Origin of the sequence: Pseudoalteromonas tunicata, assembly GCF_002310815.1 — a bacterium.
Taxonomy (GTDB): domain Bacteria; phylum Pseudomonadota; class Gammaproteobacteria; order Enterobacterales; family Alteromonadaceae; genus Pseudoalteromonas; species Pseudoalteromonas tunicata.
On the sequence record NZ_CP011032.1, the window covers coordinates 345871 to 367627 of the forward strand.

Sequence of the window (21757 nt, forward strand, 5' to 3'; positions counted from 1 at the left end):
AAAACGCCAATAAAGAATTTATTATTGGCGTTTTTTAATGTCATTAAACTCATGCGCGACTTTAAATGGCAGCGCCTTTAAATTACAAAAGGTCGCTGAGTAAAATTCCAATTCCAAAGCGCTGAATATTGGCGTTGTAATCAATTAAGCTTTCGCCATAGCCATTAAAATACTGAGTGTAGCCCCGTAATCGGCCCCAAAGAGGAAATGACCAATCGAGCTGAATCGCACCACGGTTTTGCGCGTTAAAATTGTTACGGCTCATAAAGCTAAATTCATGCTCTTGATAACGATATGCGCCTGAAAACTCAAAATATCCCATGTATTTATAAATATCAGGGTTGTCGTCGCCTTTTGGATCTAAGGCATCGGTTTTATGGTTCTCTGGAATGCGAAACCAAGGTTTTAAGCTAAAAACAAACCCTCTATTTTCCCAAATAAAGTCAGCATAAATGCGATTCCAAGAGCGAGAATTTGGTTGGCTGCGGCCATTGGATTGATGCTCAAAACCCAGAATAAAAGCCATTTCATCACCCCATAATACATGTTCGGGGTCTAAAAAATTAATCCAAAAAATTTCTGGTTGGTAATTTGTTTCACGAAATGGAGATGAAATTTCTTTATTAAAAACCTGCCAATACGATTCTAACGTAAAGCCTAAATACACAGCCTGATCTTTATCTGAAAAGTTATTAAATAATGGCACCTTAATAGAGAGCTGATATTTAGCTTCAAAGTTATCAAGTGGCTCGTCTTTATCATTTTGTGTCAGTTGGTCATAATGATTAAATGGTGATGAGTTGGGGTTGCTCATGTAGGTAACAGGTAGCAGATAATTACGCTTGTGTGGCGTGATTACATTACGATTATCTTGGCTATAGTGTTCGCGAGCCATGCGTTTATCAAGCTGACTAATATTAGTATTGCTATCTGGTTTGGCACAGTTTTGTTTTATTTGGCCAATGGTGCGTTCATCATTGCCCGATAACAACTCACCTAATATACATTGTTTTACTAATTCTACTTCAGGGTTTGAAATAGGGTCACTTTCGGAAGCGTTGGTAAAAAACGATATCAAAGCGACCAAACAGATCACATAGCGCATAGTTTGCCTTTAAATTAGCTCATTTAGCGTTGAGTATATCTTGGCTCTCCCTCATCGGGGAAATTATTCAAGCGCTTTTTTGTTATCGTAACAAATAAAAAGGCGGCTTTGCAGCCGCCCGAGCTTGTCCAATTTGGACTCTCACGCAATAGGGTAATTGATTGAGAAAAGATTGCGGCAAGGCTGCCGCTATCTGATTTTGCCACGGGAATACATGGCGACTCTCACGCAATTAGAGTTTGGTGTGATTACAGTTTAAATTTATTAAAGCGCACTGTAATTGGTAAAAAATTTATACAGCTCAGTACCTTGGTTTACGCTTGCCGAGGCAAAATGCAAAATGGCAATTGCGTCTTTATCAAAGGTGAGCTGATGCAAGGGCGCTTCACTTAAGTAGCGCTCCATACGTAAAATATTAGCGATTGGAGTGCCCGCTTTAATGTGCCCACCCAAAGGCGCCAGGTATTCAACCATGCCGCCAAGTGGCGAATAATAGGCGATATAATCGTTTAAATGACAGCTATAGCGAGCTATTTTTGCTGGTTGATGATGCGAGTTATTAAAGGCCTCTTTATGCGTTAAGTAACTTAAAATACTTTGCGCATCATATTTAGCGGCGGTTAAATCTATTTTTTCTTGTGAGCCAAGCTCCACCGTAAAGGCATCGACTGCGATATCAAAATTAATACCTTGTGCTTTGAGTGCGTCGCTTAAATCCCACCAAGGGCAAAAACTTGCTTCATCAAGGGCGCCCCCAAAACCATTATCAATTAATAAAACATGCTCAATATTAAAAAAACGAGCGCTGGGTTTGGCATAAGTTGGGCAATATAAGTGCTTACTTGAAATAGGACCAGTGTGTAAATCTAAAACAATATCAGCCTGATGAGCGAGGCGCTGCAGGTTATATGCAATGCGCTGCCCGGTTGTGAGTTGATAAGCTGGACCATTAAGTTTTTGATCGATGTGGGTTATTAATTGCTCACGAAATGCATGTTTAATGGTGCTTGCATCACTTGTTAAGTGGTTGCGCACAAACTCAGGAATGATACTGGTTGCATCTAAATACATACGATTCCAATTAGTGCCGGTAATTGGATCGAAGCGGCCAAGAGTAAACTCTCCTGACTTTTGATTACAGCCAATTGGGTTTGCGTAAGGCACTAAGGTAAAGTCTGCTTTTAAATCAAGTTGTTTTAGTTGTTCAAGTAGCTGATAAATAACCGCATTACCCTGAACTTCGGCGCCGTGCATATTGGCTTGAATGTAAACATGCGGGCCTGTTCCATCACCTTTTAAGCGATAAACCGGAATGGTTAACGGTAAACCGTTTGCAATTTCACCGACTAAGATATTTTCTTGGCTTATTGAGTTCATAGGCTTATCTCAAATAATAATCCGCAGTTTCGCAACTACGAACGCAGCGAACTTGGTTGTTTTCTATTACGTATTCAGCAGCTAATTCGTGGCATAAAAAATAAGGCATGCTTTCGGTAAAGCCATATGCACCAACTTGGCTAAAAATGACATGGTCATTTTCATTGAGATCGGCGGGGAGTTGATGTGTACCTAAACTGTCGAGTGCAGTGCAAAGCGGGCCATGAATTAAAAACTCACGTGCGGGCGCATTTGATTGGCGTAATAACTGTGCTGGAAACGCTTGATTAGTCACTGCAGGGCGCAAAATGTGGTTAATCCCTCCTGCGGTAATTAATTGGTGGTACCCAAAGTTTTCTTTTTGTTCGACTACAGGATTAACATAGTGGCCGCATTCACCCACAGCATAACGACCGAGTTCCATCCAAAGCTCATTCACGCCTGATTCGAATTTAATATTGCTTAGAGCATCAAGTAGCTGAGGCCAATTGAGAGGGTCTTGCGCGGTTGTGTAGGGAATACCTAAACCACCACCTAAATCTAAAATCTCCAGTGCAAAACCGAGTTGATCGGCGAGTGCCTGTAATGGCGCAATCATTTGTGACCATAACTGGGCTAGCTTATCAGTGCTGAGCATATTGCCCCACTGAAAAATATGCAGGCCCACAAAGTTTAGTTGTGGGTAGTCGGCAATATTTAAATGCTGCCATTGCTGCGTACCTAAACCAAAAGGCGTTAGGCTATTGCCTCCTAAAGGGTTTTTTTCACCTTCTGGCCAACGAAGTTGCACGCGCAGCAAAATACGCAATTGCACTTGATGATTTTGCGCCGCTTGGTTTAACCACGCTACTTGGTTGAGGCTTTCGGCAACAAATGTACGCACGCCAGCCTCTAAAAAGTGGTTAATTTGTTTTTTACTTTTGGCAGGGCCAGTATTGAGCACACGTTCAGCGGCAATTCCTTGTTTTAATACTTGATTTAGCTCGCCTGCGCTTGCTACATCAAAGTTAAAACCCGCTTTATCTAAAGTTTGGATCACGCTCGATAAAGGATTCGCTTTGACTGCATACCATAGCTTTACCACATTTTGCGCGGTTAATGGTGCTAAGTGAGCAGCGAGCTGATCTAAATCATAGATAAAAAAAGGATGGTCTTGTGTTTGCACAAGTGCATTGATATGACCGCGAACTGATGTGCTCAAAAAGCTCATTAACGTAATACCTCTTCTAGTGCTAATGAAGCGTTTGATTGTGCATCACGGTATTTCACAATTAAGGCGCATGACATACTTAAACCTTGGCTGCGGCCCCATGCACTTGATGCAGGGCGTGAACCAGGTACTACAATCGCGTATTCTGGGATTGGTTCGCCGCGCTCAAGTTGGCGCTCGTTAACACAGTCGTACACAGGAATAGTGGCCGATAAACGCACACCTGGGGCAAGTACTGCGCCTTTTTTCACTACAACGCCCTCAACAATCACACAACCTGCGCCAATAAATGCATCGTCTTCAATCACAACTGGACTCGCGCCAACAGGCTCAAGTACACCACCTAGTTGTACTGCAGCACTTAAATGTACGTTTTTACCGACTTGCGCACATGAACCAACTAAAACATGGCTATCAACCATAGTGCCTGAATCGACATAAGCACCAATGTTGATATAAGAAGGAGGCATAATAATCGTGCCTTTTGATACATAAGCACCTGGGCGAACACTGCTGCCACCCGGTACCATGCGCACGCCATCTTCAGCCGAAAAACCACGCACGGCTAAGTTGTGTTTATCGACAAAACCACCAGGGAATTCAATATTGTTGCCATTTTTAAAGACGTCTAAAATGCCTTTTTTAACTTCAACATTGGCATGCCATTGACCGTTTTCATCTTGAGTTGCAGCGCGCACTGTGCCCGCTTCTAATTGTTGAATAAGTTCTGACCAGTTCATAAATTGCCTGTTTAATTAAAAGATAAAATTGTGTGATTCGCAGCTTCAAGTGCTGCATGATTATTGAGTTCTAAATGCGTCAATGGTGGTCTTAAATCCGGAAATTGAATGCGACCTTGCTTGTGCATTAGCACTTTTACAGGGATTGGATTGGCGACTTCAAATAAGCTATTGATAGCGCTCGACCATTGACGAAATAGATTAGGATAAGTACCTGCAAGCGAGCGACGTACAAATTCAGCTGTTTGATTGGGCCAAGCATTTGCTGCGACAGACACTAGCCCTTTAGCGCCAGCTTGGGCAAAATAAGGCATCAAGGCATCGTCACCACTATAAATGGCAAGCTGGGGTGCGGCACTACGAAACGCTTCAAATTTTGCAATATCGCCACTGGCTTCTTTCATCGCCCAAAGCCTAGTGTGATGGCTTAAATTAGTCAGTACCTCAGGCGCAATAGCAACAGCACTGCGACCTGGTACGTTATAAAGCATACATGGGTGTTTTGAATGGTTCAGTAAGGTATCAAACCATTGGGTTTGTCCTTGAATACCAGGCTTGGCATACAGTGGCGAACCAAGTAAATAAGCATGGATTGGTAAATCATTACAAAACTCAAGCCATTGAACTTGTTGCTTTAAATTAAAACCACCAACAGCGACCATTAACGGAACTTGAGGTGCTAATTGGCAAACAAAAGTAACAATTTCTTTTTGCTCGGTTTCGGTTAGGGCTAAGCCTTCGCCGGTACTGCCAAGTAATAAAATGCCATTGTTAGCCGCGACTTGTTCAGCGACTAACTTCGCCAAAGCGTCAAAATCAACAGTGTCTTGTGGTGTAAACGGCGTAATTAAAGCCGTCCATAACGGATATTCAGATAAATCGAATTGTTGGATCATCTCTACCGAACTCATAACATGTCGGTAGGAAAGTGGGGGAATAATCCAAAACACTACCGAACATATAAAATTCGAAGAGCGAATGGACTTAACAAAAATAAAGCAAATAGCCTTATTTTCCTAAGACCAGAAGCTCTCCACCAAAATTACAACAGCTTAGCTGTTATTGGTGACAGTCGCTGGGATTCAGCCCAGGCGCCCGAAATAACATTGAGACAAACAATGCGCATTCTCGGCGTTAATTCCCCTCATAAACGGTCTCTGGAGTTTGTTCTCCTCACGTTTACTACCTGATTAACGCACCTCTTCTAGCCCTAAAATTAACCACCGTTTAGTACAGCAATTAATTATTGAATAGGGTTCACGGCAGGGATTGAAACATTTTAGCCATCTATATGTCAATGATGAATTGTGATCTTTTATCTGAAGCTTGGCTGTTTGCCATTTATTTAAAGTGTAAAATTTGAGATGGAATGGTGAAGGTTGGTGCTGTTTTATTTATTACGATGAAATTAAAAATGCTGCATTTTGGCAGCATTTTTAATGTTTTTTTTCTGATTTTAGCGGCGAATTCTAATGTCACCCACACCTACTTCAATATTTAAATTATATTGGCCTGCACCACGGTATTCAGTTTCTGAGCTTACTAATTTTCGTTGCTCTTTTATCTCGTTAACTAAACCACTGACACGTGTATCACCAACACCTGAGCTTAATTGAATATTTTTAAAGTCATCCAAGGTGGTATCAATTCGAACCGAGCCAACGCCGACCTCAATATCAGCAGAATTAGCAAAATTATTGATTTCAATACTGCCAACACCCAAATGCACATCAAGCGCGGCGGTGCGAGGGAGGCGAATTGTCCACTCTTGTTGCAGGTCGTCTTTGTCCACTTCGAGACTAATTTTATTATCGGTTATTTTTTTATCTAACGTGATGCTTGATAAATCGGCACTGGATGAAAACCAGCCACTATTTTTAGGTTTGAGGTCTATTTCAATTTCGAGCTGGTCACTGTCACCTGCTTCTATCTCTAAGCTGCCAACGGGGAAATTGATGCTCAAACTTTGTTGCTTGGTCATGGTTAATGTTTCTGCAATTCTTTTTTCGCTATCGGCAATAGCCTGTTGGCTACAAAGTGCGGCAATAAGCGTAAGTGAGCTAATTAATTTTTTCATAGTGATAATCCATTTGATGACTGTGATGATGTTATCAAGTAAGTCGCGGGTCATGATTAAAAAGGTTTAAAAATAATTAAATTTATTTTTGTATATTGAATTTAAATGCCGCAGGGATATAAAATTAATCAATTGGACAATTTCTATTATGTTGTTTGAATCATTCATTATTCTTTAATCTCGAGGATAATTAATTCAAACAACCGTTTTTTAAAATCATTTTCTGCAATATATTTCTAATTAACCGCCTTTATTTGCATTGTTTTTGTTGTTGACTTATCGTGGCTAAAAGGTTACTAATAAATAAGAAATTAACGCAGAGCAATTAACTGCAAATTTAAACGAATTAATGGTTAACAATTTAATGCTGACAAACACACTTTCTCTAGTCCTAATTATTATCAACGTGGTGATTATTATCACCGCGGGGGCGAGCTAGTGTCTAAGTAAAATTGCTTAATCACGAACCCCCCGAACTGAAAAGTCCGGGGGGTTTTTTGTTTCTAGGTGTTTGAAAAACTTGTAAAACTAAGGGTTGAATTAAAATGACAGGCGCGCAGTTACTAATAGAATTACTTGCCAAACATGGCGTAAACGAGGTGTTTGGTTACCCAGGCGGAGCCATTATGCCAATTTATGACGCTTTGTATGGTGCGCCAATTAAGCATTATTTAACCCGCCATGAACAAGGTGCTGGTTTTGCTGCTGTAGGCTTTGCCAGAAGCACGGGTAAGCTAGGTGTATGTTTTGCTACTTCAGGTCCTGGCGCGACAAACTTAATCACCTCATTGGCTGATGCGATGATGGATTCGGTGCCATTACTTGCCATTACCGGTCAAGTTCCGACTGCTGCAATCGGGTCTGACGCCTTTCAAGAAATCGATGTACTCGGTATGTCGCTGTCATGTACAAAACATAGTTATTTGGTTGAGCGCCCTGAAGATTTAGCTGAAATTTTACAAGAAGCGATGCATGTTGCGCAGTCAGGCCGCCCAGGTCCTGTTTTAGTTGATATACCAAAAGATATTCAGCTCGCTCAAGTGCCTTTTCATCCTTGGCTGGCAGTAGACGATTACAAACCACAGGTTTCAAATGATGAAGTATTAAAAGCGAATCAACTTTTAGCGCACGCCAAACGTCCGGTCGCGTATGTTGGTGGTGGTGTGCAAGCGGCAGATGCGCAGCAGCATTTAATGGATTTTTTAAATGCAACACAAATGCCGGCAGTCTCAACGTTAAAGGCATTAGGGTCAGTATTGCCTGAATATCAACATGATTTAGGCATGCTCGGCATGCATGGTGGTCAAGCTGCCAATTTAGCGGTGCAAGAATGTGACTTACTGGTATGTATCGGCGCACGTTTTGACGACCGAGTAACGGGAAATTTGGCTAAATTTGCTGCTAAAGCCAAAGTCATTCATTTAGATATCGATGCAGCTGAGGTTGGTAAACGCAAACCTGTTGCGGCTTCTTTAGTGGCAGATTTAAAAGATTCATTACCAAAGCTCAATGGCCCTCTTACTACAGCTGATTGGTTAGATCATTGTTCTGCCATGAAACAGCAATATGCATGGCGTTATGATTACCCTGGCGAGAAAGTTTATGCACCTTATTTACTTAACCAATTAAGCCAGTTGATGCCTAAAAATGGCGTGGTGTGTTGTGATGTAGGTCAGCACCAAATGTGGGTCGCACAGCACATGAAATTTCGCCATCCCAGTAATCATTTAAGTAGTGGCGGTGCAGGAACCATGGGATTTGGTTTACCTGCAGCCATTGGCGCACAAGTAGCTCGGCTTAATGATTTTGTTATAACAGTGTCGGGTGATGGCTCAATCATGATGAATATTCAGGAGCTGGCGACTATCAGACGTAATAATTTACCGGTTAAGATTTTGATTTTAGATAACCAGCGTTTAGGCATGGTACGCCAGTGGCAGCAATTGTTTTTTGAAGGCCGTTACAGCGAAACCGATTTATCGGATAACCCAGATTTTGTAGCTTTAGCGGCGGTCTTTGGTATTCCAGGTCAAACAATTACGCACGCCAATGAGGTCGATGCAGCGCTGGTAAAATTAGTCTCAGCAACGGGTCCTTATATTTTACATGCCTGTATTGATGATAAAGAAAATGTATGGCCACTTGTGCCGCCAGGCGCGGGAAATGAACAAATGTTAACGGAGGTGGTGTCATGAAGCACTATTTACAGGTTGAACTAAAAAATCAAAGCATTGCGGTTGAGCGCTTTTTAAGAGTGACCCGTCATCGTGGATTTTCACTCACTCACATGCAGTTAGAAGCAAAAGATGAAAAGTATTTAGTAAATTTTACCGTAGATAGTGACCGACCTATCCATTTATTAACGCAACAACTAAATAAACTGATTGAAGTTAGTTTTGTTGAGCAACAATTAAAACAACAAGCGAGTTAACCGCTTTTTAAATTTTTTACCGGTATTGCCGGCATTGAAAATAGGAAATTACTATGTCACAGCAGTCAGAATTTATTTGGTTCAACGGCAAAATGGTTCCATATGCGCAAGCAACCACTCACGTACTTAGCCATGCCATTCATTATGGTAGCTCAGTATTTGAAGGCGTTCGTGCTTATGATACACCTAATGGTCCGGCTATTTTTCGTTTGACTGACCATATCAAGCGTATGTTCGATTCAGCAAAAATTTATCGGATGGAAATTCCATATACGTTAGAAGAGTTAGTTCAAGCCTGTAAAGACACTGTGGCGCAAAATGGTTTTAAAGACGCATATTTACGTCCCTTTGCTTATTTAGGTCATGTTGGGCTTGGTTTAAATCCAAAATCTCATGTAGCAGAGGTCTCTGTAGCAGCTATGCAATGGGGCGCTTATTTAGGTGAAGATAGCCTTGCTGAAGGTGTCGATGTCTGTATTTCTTCTTGGAATCGTTTAGCTCCTAATACGATGCCAACGGCAGCCAAAGCGGGTGGCAATTATTTATCTTCACAACTTATCTCTGGCGAAGCAAAACGTAATGGGTATGTTGAAGGCATTGCACTTGATACCAACGGCATGTTGAGCGAGGGGGCAGGTGAAAACTTATTTGTGATAAAAAAAGGGGTGCTTTATACCCCGCCGACCACGGCATGTATTTTACCGGGTTTAACCCGAGATACCATTATGACGCTGGCCAACGAGTTTGGTTACGAAGTGCGTGAGGAAGCGATTGCTCGTGAAGCTTTGTATTTAGCTGATGAATTTTTTATGACTGGCACCGCAGCCGAAATTGTACCGGTGCGCAGTGTTGATCGCATTACAGTTGGTTCTGGCAAGCGCGGTCCAATCACTGAGCACTTACAAAAAGCCTATTTTGATTTGGTTAAAGGCCAAAGCGCCGATCCACATGGCTGGCTTGAATACGTAAGCGCATAAATACATAAAGATTTTAAATTTTTGGGAATGAGGAATAGGGGGAGTTTCCCCCTAAAATACAGAGGTAACTATGGCTAAATTAAGAAGTGCAGAAACAACTGAAGGTCGCAAACGCGCTGGCGCTCGCGCGCTTTGGCGTGCAACAGGAATGACAGATCAGGATTTTGGTAAACCGATTATTGCGGTTGTTAACTCGTTCACTCAATTTGTGCCAGGTCATGTTCACCTCAACCAACTCAGTGAGTTAATGGCGCAAACCATTACACAAGCGGGTGGTGTGCCAAAGGAATTTAATACCATTGCAATCGATGATGGTATCGCAATGGGTCATGGCGGCATGCTTTATTCTTTGCCTTCTCGCGATTTAATTGCTGATTCGGTTGAATACATGGTCAACGGTCACTGCGCTGATGCCATGATCTGTATTTCAAACTGCGACAAAATAACTCCGGGCATGATGCTTGCAGCGCTGCGTTTAAATATCCCGGTTATTTTTGTTTCAGGTGGTCCAATGGAGGCGGGCAAAACACGCCTTGCTGGCATTGATATCAAACTTGATTTAGTTGATGCCATGGTAAAAGGGGCGGATTCAAATGTCAGTGATGCAGATTCTGAACAAGTAGAGCGTTCAGCGTGCCCAACGTGTGGTTCATGTTCAGGTATGTTTACCGCAAATTCAATGAACTGTTTATTAGAAGCTATCGGTTTAGCTCTGCCTGGTAATGGTACGACGCTTGCCACCCATAAAGATCGTAAACAACTTTATGTTGAAGCGGGTGCGCGCATAGTTGATTTATGCCGCGAATATTATCAAAAAGATAACCCAGCAGTATTACCGCGCGCCATTGCTAATCGCACCGCATTTATGAATGCAATGGTGGTTGATATCGCAATGGGCGGCTCATCAAATACCGTGCTGCATTTATTGGCCGCAGCGCAAGAGGCGGGTGTTGATTTTGATATGTCTCATATCGACGCACTTTCTCGTAAAACACCTTTTTTATGTAAAGTTGCCCCAGCGACCCCTGATTACCACATTGAAGATGTACACCGCGCTGGTGGCATGATGGCGATTATTCGTGAACTTGGCAAAGCGGGTTTGGTTGATTTATCGGTGGATCATGTTGCCGGTATGACCATGGCCGAATTAGTTAAAAAATGGGACGCAACGGATCCTGCAAATGAAGCCGCGCAAAAATTCTTTCGCGCTGGCCCTGCCGGTATCCGTACCACTAAAGCCATGAGTCAAGAGTGCCGTTGGCCAGAAGGAGATAATGATCGCGAAAACGGATGTATTCGCAGTGTTGAACATGCCTTTAGACAAGATGGTGGCCTTGCGGTGTTATACGGTAACTTAGCGCAAGATGGCTGTATTGTTAAAAGTGCGGGAGTGGTGGATGACATGCTGCATTTTGAAGGTCGCGCTGTGGTCTATGAATCACAAGATGACTCTGTTGAAGGCATTTTAAACGATGAAGTAAAAGCTGGTGATGTGGTGGTCATTCGTTACGAAGGGCCAAAAGGCGGCCCAGGCATGCAAGAAATGCTGTATCCAACGAGCTATTTGAAATCAAAAGGTTTGGCAGAAAAATGTGCGTTGATCACTGATGGCCGTTTTTCGGGGGGAACATCAGGGTTATCGATTGGCCATGTTTCACCAGAAGCAGCAAGCGGTGGCGCCATCGCCTATGTAGAAAATGGCGATAAAATCATTATCGATATTGCAACTCGCCAAATCAAACTCGATTTAACAGCTGAAGAGCTTGAAGCGCGTAAACAAAAGCAGCTTGCTCGTGGTAAAGAGGCCTATAAACCTGTTGATCGTGTACGTTATGTATCGTCAGCTTTAAAAGCGTATGCCTTATTGGCAACCAGTGCAGATAAAGGTGCGGTACGTGATTTAGCTAAATTAGAGGAGCTGAGCTGATATGGTTTCAAAAGAGCTTGAATATTTCAGAGCAATTATCCAAGCCAATATGGAGCCATTGGCGAAAGTAACGCAAGTGAGCCCAATGCCGAGTTTGGAAAAAAAACTCGGCAATAAAATTTGGCTAAAGCGTGAGGATCAGCAGCCGGTTTATTCGTTTAAATTGCGTGGTGCTTTTCATAAACTCAAACAATTGCCTGCACAATCAAAAGTGGTTACAGCTTCTGCTGGCAATCATGCCCAAGGTGTGGCGTTAAGTGCTAGTTTTTTAGGTCACACGGCAAAAATTGTCATGCCAGTGACAACCCCTGAAATAAAAGTGAATGCCGTACGCGATTTAGGTGGCGAAGTGATTTTGCATGGCCATCATTTTGATGCTGCTAATAGCTTTGCTTTAAATCTTGCAGAACAGGAGGGAGCGGTATTTGTTCCGCCATTTGACGACCCGGATGTCATTGTTGGCCAAGGGACTATTGCGCGAGAATTAATGCAGCAATTGCCACAACTTGATGCTGTTTTTATTCCTGTTGGTGGCGGTGGGTTACTCGCGGGTATGTCGGTTTATATCAAATCGTTGCGTCCAGATATTAAAGTAATCGGGGTTGAGTCTGAAGAAAGTGCCTGCTTAAAAGCTGCAATGGAAGCGGGTAAGCCGGTTGAGCTTGAACGAGTAGGCAGCTTTGCCGATGGTGTTGCGGTTAAAATTATTGGTAAAGAAACGTTTCGTTTAGCGCAGCAGTTTTGTGATGAAGTTGTCACTGTAACGAGCGACGAGATTTGTGCTGCAATGCAAGATGTATTCGTTTCAACTCGAGCGGTAGCAGAGCCTTCAGGTGCTTTGGCCTTAGCAGGCCTAAAAAAATGGTGCATCGAAAACAAGGCTAAAGGACTTAAATTATCAGCCGTATTGTCGGGTGCAAATTTAAACTTTGATCGCTTACGTTACGTTGCTGAGCGCACTGCGCTTGGCGAAAAAAATGAAGCATTATTTGCCGTTACCATAGGAGAAGAAAAAGGTAGTTTCCGTCGTTTTTGCAAAGCCTTAGGTGGGCGTGCAATTACAGAGTTTAATTACCGTTATGCCAATTCAACCAAAGCACAGATATTTGTTGGTGTCGGTTTGCGTCGTGCACAAGAAGAGCTCGATGAGTTAAAAGCTGAGCTTACACAGTTAGATTATGATTTTACTGACTTATCTGACAATGAATTAGCCAAATTGCATATTCGATATATGGTTGGCGGCCAGCCTGGACAAATGATTAAAGAGCGCTTATTTCGCTTTGAATTTCCAGAGTACCCAGGTGCATTAGAGCGCTTCTTAGATACTTTAGGTGCAAATTGGAATATTACCTTATTCCATTATCGTAATCACGGTGCAGCAACGGGTAATGTCTTAGCCGCATTTGAGATCCCTGATAATGATAATCAGGCATTTCAAGAGCATTTAAGTCGCCTTGCTTATGGTTACCAAGAAGAAACAAATAACCCTTGTTATCAACGTTTTTTAGCAGGTCCGGTTGAGAAATTGGCTGAAGCTGGCTAGCTAATATTTAGTTATTCTCTAAGTTTTAAACGCTAATTTTTGATTAGCGTTTTTTTTTGCTTAGTTTAAGGCTATAGTTTATTTCACTTTATGGATGAGTTAGTTACAAGGACAGTATGCGATATCTGATCCTTGCAATGCTGGTTCTGTTTACTGGTCAATTGCAAGCCCAATACGATGTTGTTTTACAGCTAAAATGGCAACATCAGTTTCAGTTTGCTGGTTATTACATGGCCCTTGAAAATGGTTATTACCGAGAGAAGGGCATTAATGTCACCATCATTGCGGCTAATCCCGACGATGTCGATACCGTACCCAAAGTATTATCTGGCCAAGCCGATTTTGGCATTGCAAATTCAGGCTTATTACTGCATCGATTGGCCGGTGAGCAACTGGTTGCAATGGCTGCCATTTTTCAAAGTTCACCTTATTGCTGGCTGGTGAAAGGGGATTCAACAATTCGTTCTGTTGCTGATTTTAAAGGCAAGCGAGTTGGTTTTTTTAATCGAGAAGAAAGCGCTGAGCTTTTCAGTATGCTGGCGCAAAATGATATTAGCCAAAGTGATTTAATTCCTGAAACAACTAAGGTTTCTTTACAAAATTGGATCGACGGCGATGTTGATGTCTTACCCGCTTATGTCAGCAATGAACCATTTACCCTAAAGCAAAAAAATATCGACTATCGATTACTCTGCCCCAAACGATATGGTTTGAATACTTATTCTGATGTCTTGTTTACCCGCCAAGATCTGATTGATCAAAATCCACAAATGGTGCTTGATTTTTATTTAGCCAGCATAAAGGGTTGGAAAGATGCAATTAATCATCCTCAAAAGGTGATTGATATCATTAAAAGCCAGTATCAAAGCAAAAAGTCTCGTGCGCATTTAGCCTTTGAGGCGCAAGAGTTACTTGAGTTTATTCATCCTGAACAAGCTAAACTTGGCCAAATGTCGAGCTCGCGTTGGCGAGCGATTGCTATGATGCATGGGGCAGGGAAACAAAAAATAGATGAGCATTTAAATGGATTTATTTATAAGCCACAAAAGCTGGCTTCATCGCGTTTTTCTTGGATGCATATTATTGCGATAATGATTATATTGATTTCGTTACCTAGCTATTACCGATTATTATTCAAGCATAAAAAGTCGAAATCGCAGTTAGAAACAACTCTTAATTAAACGCAAGCTTACCGAGTCAGCTCATCAGTTCAAAGCAATGACGGCAACAATACCGACATCAGGATTAAAAATTGTTATGATGTTGTGTTGTTTTTTTTAGTGATTTGTTTGATGACCCATGAAAGCCAGTTTTTAGCGTTAGATCGTATTTTATTTGAGTGCCAACAATATTGGCAAATAGTAGCATTTGAGCATGATTGCTTGCCATGGCCGCAACTAATCCCAGTATTAATGCAATTGAGTGATCAAGAGTTAGCTCAATTGGAGCATGATCCCAAACAATTAACGCATTTTCTTCGGCCTTATATTCCGCAATTAAATCAGCTCGATGCGCTGTTAGCATTACCTATAAAACCTCTTACTAATATTACTTGGCCTTTTTGGCTTGAAAACGGTATTAAAGGCCGCAAGCTTGATCAGTTAAAAAACTTTGTTGCTGCGGTAAGTGAGCAAGCATTACCAGTACTTGAATGGTGTGCGGGTAAAGGCCACCTTGGTCGAATGTTGGCTTTTTCAGGTGCACCAAAGATTCATAGTGTTGAATTACAAGCTAATTTATGTGAGCAAGGCAATTCGTTAGCTCAAAAATATCAGTTAAATATTACTTTTAGCCAAGCTGATGTATTGGCGCCCGAGGCTAAAAATTTAGTTCAGAGCAAGCAACATGCAGTTGCCCTGCATGCGTGTGGTGCATTGCATCAACAATTAATGCGCCACGCTGTAGCAAATAAAACTGAAAAAATGACGATTTCTCCCTGTTGCTATCATTTAATCGCTGACGATTATTATCAAGCAATGAGCGCGGTTGGCGCGCAATCTCGACTAAAACTCAGCCGACACGATTTAAAACTCGCGTTACAAGAAACAGTAACTGCGGCTAATCGGATCACTGTTTTACGACAAACTGAGGTAGAGTGGCGGCTCGCTTTTGATGCTCTGCAGCGAGAGGTCTTTGGTACAGATACCTATTTACCGGTACCTTCGGCGCAAAAAGCGTTGTTTACAGGAGAGTTTGCTGATTTTTGTCATTGGGCGGCAAACAAAAAATCACTGCAATTACCTGAGAGTTTAGATTATCAAAAGTACTTAGAATTAGGTCTACAGCGTAAAAAAGTAGCCGATCGAATTGAATTGGTTCGTCACGCTTTTCGTCGAGCGATTGAGCTTTGGTTGGTATTCGATCGGGTGTTGTTTTTACAAGAACAAGGTTACGCTGTTGAGGTAGCTGAATTTTGCGACAAGGTAGTCACGCCAAGAAATGTATTAATACAGGCGCATAAAATTAAATAATAAAAGGTGGATATGAATAAATTAGCAAACTTATTTGATAACAATCGCCATTGGGCCTGTAAAATGACCACACGCGATGAGAATTTTTTTAAAATATTGTCGATGCAACAAAATCCAGAATATTTATGGATTGGTTGTTCAGATTCTCGGGTGCCAGCAAATGAAATTGTTGGCTTATTACCTGGCGAGCTATTTGTGCATCGAAACGTTGCTAACGTGGTGGTACATACCGACCATAATTGTTTATCTGTGATGCAGTATGCGGTTGATGTGCTAAAAGTAAAACACATCATGGTAGTGGGTCATTATGGTTGTGGTGGCGTCAAAGCGGCGCTCGATGGGGCACGTTTTGGTTTAATCGATAACTGGCTGCGCCATGTCACCGATGCTAAAGAGAAAAACTTTACTCAATTTGAGCTAATAAGTAATCCACAGCACAAGTTTGATGCCTTATGTGAAATAAATGTCATAGAGCAAGTTCGTAATGTCTGCCAAACAAATATCGTTGAAAACGCATGGGACAGAGGGCAGGAGCTTTCTGTACATGGTTGGATTTATGGTCTTAAAGATGGGCATTTGAGGGATTTATGTTCGGGTATTACTCAACCTAGTGAAATGAATTCTATTTATCAAGACGCGATTGAGCAAGTTTTTAACTCAAAGTTATAATGTGGCATTGGTAAGATAAAAAACGCAATCTTTATAAATGGTTAGCTGTTATTTCTCTCACCAATACCTCAAATGTCACCAGACCTTTTTAGCTCGCTTTATTCAGCTGGTGACTTAAGGAAACTAAGGCTTATTCTGGCTTTAGTTTTGCCTCAAGTTGGCTAACGCGCTCTTCTAATTGAACAAGTTTTTCGCGGGTGCGGATTAATACTTGGCTTTGAATATCAAACTCTTCACGCGAAACAAAATCCATTTGAGATAATTTATTTTGTAATACCTGCTTGGTCTTTGCTTCAAAATTTTCAGCTAAATTTTTCATACCTTGCGGCATATTCTCGGTAAGTTGTTTTGCGATTTCTTCAATTTTAGCGGGATTAATCATGACAGAGCCTTCTAAATTTAGTTGGCCTAATGGTAACGCATTCATAGATGAATACCAAAAAACAATCCTATTTTTGAGCTAAAAAAGCCTTGATTTAGCTAATGGCTTCGGATCTCAACTGGTAAAAAAGTTGAGATCCGTTAGAATCAGCGGTCTTCTGTTTTGTTAGTTGTTCTGTCATGAAATTAAATCCAAGCCAAGATGAAGCTGTTAAATTTATCAGCGGGCCTTGCCTTGTACTAGCGGGTGCTGGTTCAGGTAAAACACGGGTGATCACCAATAAAATTGCCTATTTAGTGCAAAAGTGTGAATACCAAGCAAAAAATATTGCTGCCGTTACGTTTACCAATAAAGCTGCGCGCGAAATGAAAGAGCGTTTAAGTCAAACATTAGGGAAAAAAGAAGCCAAAGGGGTATGGGTTTCGACGTTCCATACCTTAGGTCTAGAAATTATTAAAAAAGAGCTCATGACCCTTGGTTTTAAGCCTGGATTTTCGTTATTTGATGATCAGGATACCAGCCAGTTGATGGCAGAATTAACCGAAAAAGAACTTAAAAAAGACAAAGATCAGCTGAATTTACTTAAAATGCAAATCTCCAACTGGAAAAACGATCTGATCAATCCAGAACGAGCCATTCGAGAAGCTCAAGAACCACAAAAAGCACAGTTTGCCCTGTTATATGCGCGCTATCAAAATCAACTTAGAGCCTATAATGCCTTAGATTTTGATGACTTAATTATGGTGCCAACGGTATTGCTGGCCAATTATCCTGATGTGCGAGAGCGTTGGCAAAATCGCTTTCGTTATTTATTAGTTGATGAATATCAAGATACGAATACCAGCCAATATTTATTAGTGAAGTATCTGGTTGGTGAGCGTGCCCGTTTTACTGTGGTAGGGGATGATGATCAATCGATTTACTCATGGCGTGGTGCTAAACCGCAAAACTTAGTCTTGTTGAGTAAAGATTTTCCTGCGTTACGCTTAATTAAACTTGAGCAAAACTATCGAAGTGCAGGGCGGATTCTAAAAGCGGCAAATATTTTAATTGCTAACAACCCCCATGTTTTTGAGAAAAAGCTCTTTAGTGAGCTTGCCTATGGTGAGCAAATTAAAGTAATTGGCACCCGTGATGAAGAGCATGAAGCTGAACGTGTTATTGCAGAAATCATTTCGCATAAATTTACCAAGCGTACCAATTATAAAGATTACGCTATTTTGTATCGCGGTAATCATCAAGCGCGTATTTTTGAAAAAGCGCTAATGGCTAATCGCATTCCATACAAAATTAGTGGTGGCATGTCGTTTTTTAGTCGTTCTGAAATTAAAGACATCATGGCGTACTTACGTTTGTTGGTGAATCAAGATGATGACAATGCGTTTTTACGCATAGTGAATACCCCAAGGCGTGAAATTGGTACCACTACCCTAGAAAAGCTGGGCACATTTGCTAACGAAAAACACATTAGCTTATTTGCAGCATGCTTTGAACCCGATCTTAATCATTCTTTAACGGGGCGAGGTTATAACGCCTTACAAGGATTTGGTCGCTGGGTGGTTGAGTTATCTGATGAGGCTGTGCGCGGTGATACCCTTGAAGCAGTAAAAACCTTAGTACGACAAATTAACTACGAAGATTATTTATATGAGTCTTCACCGAGTCCTAAAGCAGCTGAAATGCGGATGAAAAACGTTTCTGAGTTATATCGTTGGATCACCGACATGATCACTGGCAATGAAGATAATCCGCCGATGACATTAGCTGAAGTTGTGACAAAACTCACATTGCGAGACATGATGGAGCGCAACGAAGGGGAAGATGAATCAGATGCGGTGCAACTGTTAACGCTTCATGCCTCAAAAGGCCTTGAATATCCTTATGTTTTTATGGTCGGAATGGAAGAAGGATTGCTGCCTCACCAAGTCAGTATTGATGAAGATAATGTTGATGAAGAACGCCGTTTAGCTTACGTAGGCATTACTCGAGCTCAGCAAGAGTTAATTTTCACTTATGCCAAAGTCAGACGCCAATTTGGCGAAACATCAAATACCGAAATCAGCCGTTTTGTGCAAGAGCTACCTCAGGATGACTTGGCTTATGAATCACGCCAACAGCCTTCTTCACAAGCGGAGCGTATGGAAAAAGGCCAGGCGCGAGTTGCTAACTTGAGGGCGATGCTGAAAAGAGATTAACGCGTCAATAATCGCAGTGGCGTGTCACTCTTTTCGGTGATTCGCTGTTTTTGCTCTGGCTTTGCTGGCGCACAAAACAGTGTTAAGCCATGACGTTCAAGTAATTGCTGGTAATTTAAAATTGCAGGGCCACTGACTACAACTTGGCTCTTAGTTAACTGGGCTACAGCGAGCAAACCCTGCAATTGCATTTGCTGTGCAGGTTGTTGTAATACTCTTTGGCTAAAAATAGCGCTTAAAATAATATAATCAAACGCAATACGTGTGATGATATTTAAATCGCAGCGATAATGTGCAAAATCGGTGATACCAAGTAGTACGCCTTGTGCTTTGAGGATTGCGAGCTGTTCAAGGGTTTTATTTGGCGCTTTAGCAATTGCTTGCTCGCTAAAAAGTAAGCAAACCTGTTGTTCTGCTTGTTTAGAGCGAAGGGCTTGTTGTAGTAATTCAAAATTACCATCATTAAGCATGGTGATATTGCAATTGATTAAAATTGGGGCGTCAGTATGCACTTGATCCAAAATATCGTTGAGAATTTTAGTCTCAATTTCGGGCAATTTGACGCTATTGGTTAAGTATTTTTCAATTTGACTAAAGCGGATTGTACCAAGGTTTGGATGTTGCCAAATTCGCTCGGTTAAATAAGCCTTAACTTCCCCATCACTATTTTGAATAATCGTTTTAGTACTAAATGAAAGATCTGCGGTATTAAGTGTGCCATCAATTTCTACTAAGCCACTATTTTTGCTATCGATTTGTCTAAGTAGTGGGTGAAAAAATTCAACTTGTCCTCGGCCATTCTTTTTCGCTTGATACATAGCGGTATCCGCATCTCGAATAATTGCATCGGTATCATTATAGTTATTGTGACTATGAGTAATACCAATACTTGCGCCGGATTGAATGCAAAAACCATTACGGCAAAAGGGCTCTTTCATGATATCGACAATCCTATTGGCGACATCGATAGCTTCTTGTGGATGATGTAAATGGGTAAGTAAAATAACAAACTCATCCCCAGCCAAGCGCGCTAACAAATCGTGTTCACGAATACACAAACCAAATGAGCGAGCGACATCAATTAAGAACTGATCACCCACTTGATGGCCTAAATTATCGTTAATGGCTTTAAAATTATCTAAATCAATAAATAAAACAGCAAAACCTGGTTGAGGATGGCGTAAATGGTGTTGCAGGGTTTTGTCTAATTGCATTAAAAACAAGCTTCTATTTGCCAAACCTGTGAGTGCGTCATGATGTGCATCATGGTAAAGCTGTAGCTCAATTTTTTTACGTTCTTCAATTTGTAATTCAAGATGAAGATTAGTTTGTTGTAAGGCTTTTGTTTTTTCAGCGACACGCTTTTCTAGCTTTTCATGACTTTGTTGCAGCGCTTCATTGGCTAGGTGTTTTTGTAATACATTGGCAATTTGCTGCGATACAAAATTAATAAGCTCAACATCATCTTCAGTAAAATAATGTTTTTTGTCATAGGATTGGCACGCAATCACCCCAATAACATCATCATTGCTAATGAGTGGCGCGCCAATCCAAGACGTTTCGGTTAAATCGGTACTATGGTTTTCGGTGCGAACTACTAGTCCAGATTCAATTAACTGAGCCGATTTGTAGTGATCAATGAGCTGGGCATTGCGTTGATTAATAACATATTCAGTAAAACCTTGACGAAATGGTCGTGTTTTATAGTGAGTAATTCGCTCATCAACCGCATACGGAAAGCTTAGGGTTTGGCTGTTTTTGTCGTAAAGGCAAATATAGAAATTTTCGGCGTAGGTAATGCTGTTTAAAATCTGGTGAATTTGTTGATAAAAGTCTTTTAAGCGCTCAGTTTGGGTGGCCAATTTTGAGATTTTAAATAATATTTGCTGGCGCTCTAATGTTTGTTTGCGAATTTGAATTTCTTTTTGCAGTGCTTCGTTACTTTGAGTCAGCGCAAAGGTGCGATATTTTACTTCGAGTTCAAGTAATTCACGTTTTTTTACTCGCTCAATTGCAGTTGATAAATACAGTGAAATCACTTCAAATAATTCAATTTGAGTCGCGCTAAAATTTTGTTTAACTTCGTAGCTTTGTGAAACCATCACACCAATAATGGTTTTATTTTGAAAAATAGGGACGCCTAGCCAATGTTCGCATACTGAGCCGAGTAATTTGAAACGATTATTTGTTTGGCCTTTAAGTATGTCGGTTTTGGTGAGTAACTGAGTTTGTCCTGTGCGGTAAACATAGCCAGTTAGTCCTGCATTAAAGTGGTGTTCTTCGGCTAAAGGAACTGATTGATGGTCTTTCTCATCAACAAAATAAGTGAGTTCAAGTTGTTCTGTGCGTTGATTTAAGAGCACAACATAAAAATTGCTCGACGGCAGATAATCTTCAAGAATTTTATGAATAGCGGGGTAAAGTAACGTTAATTCGGCAACATTACTGGCTTGCTCTGATAGTTGAATCAAAGCAGATTGCATATCGTGAATATGCTTATATTTGGCTAATATTTTTTTTAAGCGCTTATTTTTATAAACAAGTTTATTTTTAGCGCTGTTAGGATCGTCCACTGAATTAAACCGTATTATTATAGTTATCGGTTATTATTTGAGCTTAATCATTCCATCGAATGAGAAACTCGTCAAGAATT

17 protein-coding genes and 1 riboswitch are annotated in these 21757 nt (G+C 41.1%); of the genes, 9 read left to right on the forward strand and 8 right to left on the reverse strand.

Going from position 1 to position 21757, the window contains the following annotated elements:
- Positions 1-82: 82 nt before the first annotated feature.
- The 6 genes from PTUN_RS01565 to PTUN_RS01595 form a co-directional block, all read right to left on the reverse strand.
- Positions 83-1105 carry a phospholipase A gene (locus PTUN_RS01565; RefSeq protein WP_009837924.1) on the reverse strand — a complete coding sequence of 341 codons (1023 nt, stop codon included), beginning with the start codon at positions 1103-1105 and terminating at the stop codon, positions 83-85.
- Between the two features lie 264 nt (positions 1106-1369).
- On the reverse strand, positions 1370-2482 hold the full coding sequence (locus PTUN_RS01570; protein ID WP_009837925.1) for a succinylglutamate desuccinylase/aspartoacylase family protein: 1113 nt from the start codon (positions 2480-2482) through the stop codon (positions 1370-1372).
- Between the two features lie 4 nt (positions 2483-2486).
- Positions 2487-3692: a PLP-dependent decarboxylase gene (locus PTUN_RS01575; protein ID WP_009837926.1), complete on the reverse strand. Its 1206-nt coding sequence runs from the start codon at positions 3690-3692 to the stop codon at positions 2487-2489.
- Positions 3692-4432 (reverse strand): 2,3,4,5-tetrahydropyridine-2,6-dicarboxylate N-succinyltransferase, encoded by a 741-nt coding sequence (locus PTUN_RS01580; protein WP_009837927.1) that lies wholly within the window; start codon positions 4430-4432, stop codon positions 3692-3694. The genes PTUN_RS01575 and PTUN_RS01580 overlap by 1 nt, the downstream gene beginning before the upstream one ends.
- Before the next feature lie 11 nt (positions 4433-4443).
- On the reverse strand, positions 4444-5328 hold the full coding sequence (gene dapA, locus PTUN_RS01585) for a 4-hydroxy-tetrahydrodipicolinate synthase (RefSeq protein ID WP_040643850.1): 885 nt from the start codon (positions 5326-5328) through the stop codon (positions 4444-4446).
- Positions 5329-5450: 122 nt separating this feature from the next.
- A riboswitch (Lysine riboswitch) is annotated at positions 5451-5644 on the reverse strand.
- Between the two features lie 244 nt (positions 5645-5888).
- Positions 5889-6509 (reverse strand): fimbrial protein, encoded by a 621-nt coding sequence (locus PTUN_RS01595; protein WP_040643785.1) that lies wholly within the window; start codon positions 6507-6509, stop codon positions 5889-5891.
- Between the two features lie 545 nt (positions 6510-7054).
- Here PTUN_RS01595 and ilvG point away from each other — a divergent pair.
- The 8 genes from ilvG to can all read left to right on the forward strand — a co-directional run bounded on the left by ilvG (position 7055) and on the right by can (position 16527).
- Complete coding sequence (ilvG, locus tag PTUN_RS01600) at positions 7055-8704, forward strand: acetolactate synthase 2 catalytic subunit (protein WP_009837931.1); 1650 nt, start codon at positions 7055-7057, stop codon at positions 8702-8704.
- Positions 8701-8940: an acetolactate synthase 2 small subunit gene (gene ilvM / locus PTUN_RS01605; protein WP_009837932.1), complete on the forward strand. Its 240-nt coding sequence runs from the start codon at positions 8701-8703 to the stop codon at positions 8938-8940. Before ilvG ends, ilvM begins: the two co-directional genes overlap by 4 nt.
- 53 nt (positions 8941-8993) lie before the next feature.
- Positions 8994-9917, forward strand: coding sequence for a branched-chain amino acid transaminase (locus PTUN_RS01610; protein ID WP_009837933.1), 924 nt, complete (start codon positions 8994-8996; stop codon positions 9915-9917).
- Between the two features lie 70 nt (positions 9918-9987).
- A complete protein-coding gene (ilvD, locus tag PTUN_RS01615) occupies positions 9988-11844 on the forward strand; it encodes a dihydroxy-acid dehydratase (RefSeq protein ID WP_009837934.1) in 1857 nt (618 codons plus the stop codon).
- 1 nt (position 11845) lies between these two features.
- The gene (ilvA, locus tag PTUN_RS01620; RefSeq protein ID WP_009837935.1) at positions 11846-13387 is read left to right on the forward strand and encodes a threonine ammonia-lyase, biosynthetic; all 1542 of its coding nucleotides are present in this window, start codon (positions 11846-11848) and stop codon (positions 13385-13387) included.
- Positions 13388-13503: 116 nt separating this feature from the next.
- Complete coding sequence (locus PTUN_RS01625; protein ID WP_040643786.1) at positions 13504-14568, forward strand: ABC transporter substrate-binding protein; 1065 nt, start codon at positions 13504-13506, stop codon at positions 14566-14568.
- A gap of 111 nt (positions 14569-14679) precedes the next feature.
- Positions 14680-15858 carry a methyltransferase gene (locus PTUN_RS01630; protein ID WP_009837937.1) on the forward strand — a complete coding sequence of 393 codons (1179 nt, stop codon included), beginning with the start codon at positions 14680-14682 and terminating at the stop codon, positions 15856-15858.
- 12 nt (positions 15859-15870) lie between these two features.
- Entirely contained in the window at positions 15871-16527 is a 657-nt protein-coding gene (can, locus tag PTUN_RS01635; RefSeq protein WP_009837938.1) for a carbonate dehydratase, read from the forward strand.
- A gap of 130 nt (positions 16528-16657) precedes the next feature.
- Here the strand turns inward: can and ubiK are convergent, their stop codons facing one another.
- Positions 16658-16909, reverse strand: coding sequence for a ubiquinone biosynthesis accessory factor UbiK (gene ubiK, locus PTUN_RS01640; RefSeq protein ID WP_009837939.1), 252 nt, complete (start codon positions 16907-16909; stop codon positions 16658-16660).
- 179 nt (positions 16910-17088) lie between these two features.
- On the opposite strand from ubiK, the gene rep reads away from it, so the two are divergent.
- A complete protein-coding gene (gene rep, locus PTUN_RS01645; RefSeq protein WP_009837940.1) occupies positions 17089-19104 on the forward strand; it encodes a DNA helicase Rep in 2016 nt (671 codons plus the stop codon).
- Here rep and PTUN_RS01650 read toward each other — a convergent pair.
- A complete protein-coding gene (locus tag PTUN_RS01650) occupies positions 19101-21677 on the reverse strand; it encodes a sensor domain-containing diguanylate cyclase (RefSeq protein WP_009837941.1) in 2577 nt (858 codons plus the stop codon). The genes rep and PTUN_RS01650 overlap by 4 nt on opposite strands.
- Positions 21678-21757 lie beyond the last annotated feature (80 nt).